4 protein-coding genes are annotated in these 2,857 nt (G+C 60.5%); 2 read left to right on the top strand and 2 right to left on the bottom strand.

Annotated elements, in window-relative coordinates:
- A partial coding sequence (locus RM2_RS24975) for a hypothetical protein (protein WP_218017273.1) occupies window positions 1–397 on the bottom strand: 397 nt, incomplete at its 3' end.
- Between the two features lie 135 nt (window positions 398–532).
- Between RM2_RS24975 and RM2_RS24805 the strand changes: the two genes are divergently transcribed.
- Window positions 533–703, top strand: a complete 171-nt coding sequence (locus tag RM2_RS24805) for a hypothetical protein (RefSeq protein WP_169846817.1) — start codon at window positions 533–535, stop codon at window positions 701–703.
- Window positions 704–859: 156 nt separating this feature from the next.
- Here the strand turns inward: RM2_RS24805 and RM2_RS24800 are convergent, their stop codons facing one another.
- On the bottom strand, window positions 860–1,183 hold the full coding sequence (locus RM2_RS24800) for a hypothetical protein (protein WP_072691747.1): 324 nt from the start codon (window positions 1,181–1,183) through the stop codon (window positions 860–862).
- 475 nt (window positions 1,184–1,658) lie between these two features.
- Here RM2_RS24800 and RM2_RS22895 point away from each other — a divergent pair, with 475 nt between their 5' ends.
- Window positions 1,659–2,756, top strand: a complete 1,098-nt coding sequence (locus RM2_RS22895) for an ISAs1 family transposase (RefSeq protein ID WP_072691746.1) — start codon at window positions 1,659–1,661, stop codon at window positions 2,754–2,756.
- Window positions 2,757–2,857: the final 101 nt, after the last annotated feature.

The following is a 2,857-nucleotide window of genomic DNA, read 5'->3' as shown; positions in this document are numbered from 1 at the left end:
CTGCTTTTTCGAACGTGACTTCCGGGGGTATTGCTATGTCATATTTCATGCGAATCCACCACGGATCCCGCAGTTTGTCTGTTGGATCCCAACCATTCATTACGGCCCTATCAGGAGTGATGGTGTACCTAAAATCCTTTCCTGCCGGAACGGATTTCGGTGCCGTAATCGTCACACCCCAATCACTTGTTCCCGTATGAGTACCGGAGCCCTTCGTATGGAATGGATCATACTGGCCTATTGCCGTATGACAGCTGACCGCGAATTTCACGTCAGTGGTTGTGATGTTGCTACCGAGAGTTGAGGTCTCAGCTTGAGCGACACCTGGGAGAAGGACCGTTCCGGCGCTGAGGGCGATGGTTGCGGCGATCGTAGACCAGTGTCTATATGAATTCATGAATCAATCTCCTTTGCTGGAAATGATGTTCCAGATCGATGTAGGGTCAGGCCCTGACCAAGCATGGCCTCGGATGGGGGCCGTGTCGGTCCCCCGAACGGACCCAGATATCGGACCGATCGGTGCCCCCGATCTGTGGAACACGGTGCCGCGATCGCCGAGAAACCCAGGGCTCCGGCAAAGTCGGATTGCGGCGTCGATGACGTCGAGATCGCCGTCGCCGAATACATCGACTGGTTCAACCAACGACTCATCGAGCAATACCGCGGTGAACGGTGCGTCCTTCCACAGAGGCTCCGGCGCTAAGCACTGAATGGTTTGATGACCGGGTGACATCCGAGGAAACATGTTGCCCACCGATCGCGGGGAGACAGCCTCGATCTCACGACTTCCAGTTCGATTCCACTATCGATGGGAAGGCGGTGAAGATTGCATCGATGGTCGACGAGAGGCGCTCGGTATTTACAGGCGGACCCAGCCTAGGCAGTTGTCGACCTGAAAGAGGTCATTGTGGAAAGCATCATTGTTGACGACATCATCGAAAGCTGGGCCCATATGTACCGAGGAATCACCTGACGTGATTTCGCCATTGTAGTGTTCGATCAATTCCCCGCTGGCGGTCACGGTGTAGAGATGCCAACTGCAGGGTCGGCTCGTGTCGTCCCGTGCTGCGGTGTGGTAGATGGTATTCGGAGTGACGAACCCGTCGATCTTGGCTGGGTTCGGTGCGGCATCAACGAGTTCGGTGACACGTGAGACCTGTGACGCGTCGGTTGCTATGGCCAACAGGAGGGGCCCGTCCCCTGTTCTGGGGATATTAGAGGAGTAGTCGGGAACACTGTCTCCGGTGGTCGTGGCAGCGCTTGCCATACCCCCGGTGAGCCCGGTAGCCGCGAGAGTGGCTGCAACAAGGACTGTTTGGATAGCTCTAGCGTGCATGGAGCACCTTTCTTCAAACGAGGTAAGGAAAGTAATGGAAAGGTTATTCGGGCACCCGAGGTAACTCTTCCGGTTCGACAACTTATCCGGCTGATTAGCAAATGTAAATAGAACAGTCCGGTTTTTATGCCATAGACGCACTGCGCGAACTCTCAGGTGAGGGGTGCCCCCAGGGCCCCGGCAAAGTCGTGAATAGAGGTTCCTGACCTGAGGGTTTGTGGCGGGGCGGTGTGGGCGGGCACGGTCGCCTCGGTGATGATTCAAGTTCCTAAGCCATCACCACCACCAGGAACGAGCCGTGCCCGCAGCCCCATCTTCTCCCATGCCCACGACCCCATTCGCGAGCGGGATCCTCGATGTGTTCACGCGGGTACCCGATCCCCGAGCCCGCCGAGGTGTCCGGCACCGGTTTCCCCTGATCCTGGCACTCGCGGTGGCCGGCGTGTGCGCCGGCGCGCGATCGTTCACCGCGATCGCCGAATGGGTGCACGATGCGCCCGCGACGGTGCTCGAGCGAGTGGGAGCAACCGGGCCTCTGCCGAGTGAGTCGACGATCCGCCGCACCCTCGGCCGGGTCGATGCCACCGTGTTGGACCGGCTGATCGGGGCGTGGATGTGGTTGCGTACCAGTGTGGTCGACGGTCGGCGGGTGATAGCGGTAGACGGCAAGACCCTCCGCGGAGCCAAGGATGCGGCCGGTGATCTGACGCATCTGCTGGCCGCACTCGACCACACGACCGGAACAGTCCTCGGCCAGGACGAGGTCGGTGCGAAGACCAACGAGATCCCGAAGCTCACCGACCTGCTCGACCCACTCGATCTCACCGATGTCGTCGTCACCGCCGACGCCTTGCACTGCCAGCGAGCCACGGCCGAGTACATCGTCGTCCGGGGCGGGCACTACGTGTTCACCGTGAAAAACAACCAACCCTCACTGCGAAACCGGTTGAAGGCGTTGCCGTGGACGAGTATTCCGGTCTCCTCCTCGGTTGCCGGGCGTGGACACGGGCGGCGGGAGCGTCGCACGATCAAGGCCACCGAAGTCGCGGCCGGTCTCGGCTTCCCGCACGCCACACAGGTGTTGCAGGTTCGTCGCACCGTCACCCGCCGCACACGCAGGAGCGTTGAGGTGGTGTACGTCATCTGCTCGCTACCGATGACCGAGGCCGACCCGGACCACGTCACGGCTTGGATCCAGGGGCACTGGGGCATCGAGAACCGGTTGCACTGGGTTCGCGACGTCGTTTTCGACGAAGACCGCTCCACCGTCCGCACCGGAGCGGCCCCGCAGGTCATGGCCACCCTACGCAACACCGTCATCAGCATCCTCCGGCTCGCCGGCAACACCAACATCGCCGCCGCGATACGGCACCACAGCCGCAACCCACACCGACCAGTCGACCTACTTCAAGCCCTCTGACATGCGACTATCCGACTTTGCCGAGCCCCTGAGGCGTGAGCACACGACGGAACTCGGCCATTTACGAACAAGTCATACCGAAGTTGGCGACCGTAGCCCCG

The sequence above is a fragment of the Rhodococcus marinonascens NBRC 14363 genome (assembly GCF_001894885.1).
In the GTDB taxonomy this organism is placed as follows: domain Bacteria; phylum Actinomycetota; class Actinomycetes; order Mycobacteriales; family Mycobacteriaceae; genus Rhodococcus_F; species Rhodococcus_F marinonascens.
Note: the sequence above shows the minus strand (reverse complement) of the source record. Positions and strands in the feature narration are given on the sequence as shown.